Genomic DNA, 1,840 nt, shown 5'->3' with positions numbered 1-1,840 from the left:
GGCGGGGGTACCGGGTGGTGGGCCGCTCGATGAATGGCCTGCAGCACCAGTACGGGGCGGATCCGCGCGCGGAGCTGGTGACGTGGAACCCGGAAGACCTCGCGTCCATCCGGGCCGCGGCGCGGGGCGTGAAGACGATCGTCTACATGGTGGGGGTGGACTACTGGAAGTTCCACCTGCACCCGCAGCTGATGCGCCGCACGCTGGAGGCGGCCATCGCGGAAGGGGTGGAGCGGGTGGTGCTCATCGGCACGGTGTATCCGTATGGCCTGCCGCGCACCGAACGGGTGACGGAGGCGCATCCGCGCGAGCCGAACACGTACAAGGGCCGCATGCGCAAGGAGCAGGAGGACCTGCTGCTGGCGGCTGACGCGGCGGGCTCCATCCGGGGCACCATCCTCCGGTTGCCGGACTTCTACGGGCCGGGCACGGAGCGCAGCTTCCTGTACCGGGCCTTCGTGGCCGCCCTCGAGGGCAAGCGCGCCCCGCTCATCGGGCCGCTCGACATGCCGCACGAGTTCGTCTTCGTGAACGACGTGGGCCCCATCGTCACCGCGCTGATGGACGAGCCCCGCGCGTATGGGCGCTTCTGGAACCTGGCGGGCGCGGGCGTCACCACGCAGCGCGAGCTGGTGAAGGAGCTCTACGCGCAGGTGGGCCGCCCCGCGAAGATGATGACGATGGGGAAGGGGATGGTGCGGCTGCTGGGGTTGTTCCAGCCCTTCATGCGGGAGCTGGTGGAGATGTACTACCTGCTCACGAACCCCGTGCTGATGGACGACTCCGCGCTGCGGGGGCTGCTGGGCACCGTGCACAAGACGCCCTACGCCGAGGGCATCCGCCAGACGCTTTCGGCCCTGCGGGAGGAGCAGCAGGCCCGGGCGCATCCGGCGGCGGTCACCGCGACGACGTGAGGCCGCGCGTCAGGCGGGCCGGGGCGTGGGAGGCCGCGCGGTGCTCAGGCCGCGTTCCCGCTGGCGGGCATTCTCCAGGCGCTGCCGGTGGCCCGCGAGCAGGTCGCTGCGGGTGAGGATGCCCACGAGGCGCGGAGGCTGCGCGCGGGAGATGACGGGGAGGCGGCCCACGCCTTCGTCCATCATCAGGTCCGCCGCCTCGCGCAGGGAGCTGTCGTCGAAGACCACCGCGGGCGGGCGCTTCACCAGGTCCTTCATCCGCCGGCCGGTGGCCACCTTCCCGTCCAGCAGATCCCTGCGGGTCACGACACCCAGCAGCGCGCCCTCGGAGGAGACGACGGGGAAGCCCTGGTGGTGGGCGCCCTCGACGTCCGACGCGAGCCACGCGCGCACGGCCTCCAGGGGCTGATCCGCCTGCAACGTCACCACGGGCTTGAGGCCGTGGTCTCGCACGAGCGCCTGTCCCAGCGCATCCGGGCCCAGCTCCGTGGGGATGCGGCCTCCGCGCCGGGCCAGCTTCTCCGTCATGATGGAGTTGCGCATGAGCAGCGCGGACACCAGGTAGGACGTCGAGCAGCCAGCGAGCAGCGGCAGCAGGCCCATGGGCTGGCGCGTGGTCTCGAAGGCGAACACCACCGACGTCAAGAGGGCGCGCGAGGCCCCCGCGAAGAGCGCGGCCATGCCCACCAGCGCCGCCACGCGCACGTCCACGCCCAGGCCCGGGAACACCTGCGTGGCGAGCAGCCCCAGGCCGGAGCCCAGCCCGCCGCCGAGCGTGAAGAGGGGGGCCAGCGTCCCGCCTGACGTCCCGCTCCCCAGCGCGACGGACCAGGAGAGGAACTTGAGCGCGCAGAACACGAGCATGGCCGTGCCCACGAAGCGGCCCGACAGGATGTCCTCAATGTTGGTGTAGCCCACGCCCAGCG

2 protein-coding genes are annotated in these 1,840 nt (G+C 71.9%); one reads left to right on the top strand and one right to left on the bottom strand.

All coding sequences use genetic code 11. The annotated features are described in order from the left end of the window. Nucleotides 1–914: NAD-dependent epimerase/dehydratase family protein (locus D7V93_RS42490; RefSeq protein ID WP_120648622.1), on the top strand; the 914-nt coding region annotated here is incomplete at its 5' end. A gap of 9 nt (nt 915–923) precedes the next feature. Here the strand turns inward: D7V93_RS42490 and D7V93_RS42485 are convergent. Continuing rightward, nucleotides 924–1,840, bottom strand: a 917-nt coding sequence (locus tag D7V93_RS42485) for a chloride channel protein (protein ID WP_120648621.1), incomplete at its 5' end; no start/stop codon positions are given.

This window comes from Corallococcus llansteffanensis (assembly GCF_003612055.1).
GTDB lineage: Bacteria > Myxococcota > Myxococcia > Myxococcales > Myxococcaceae > Corallococcus > Corallococcus llansteffanensis.
This window is presented reverse-complemented; position numbering and strand designations above follow the sequence as displayed.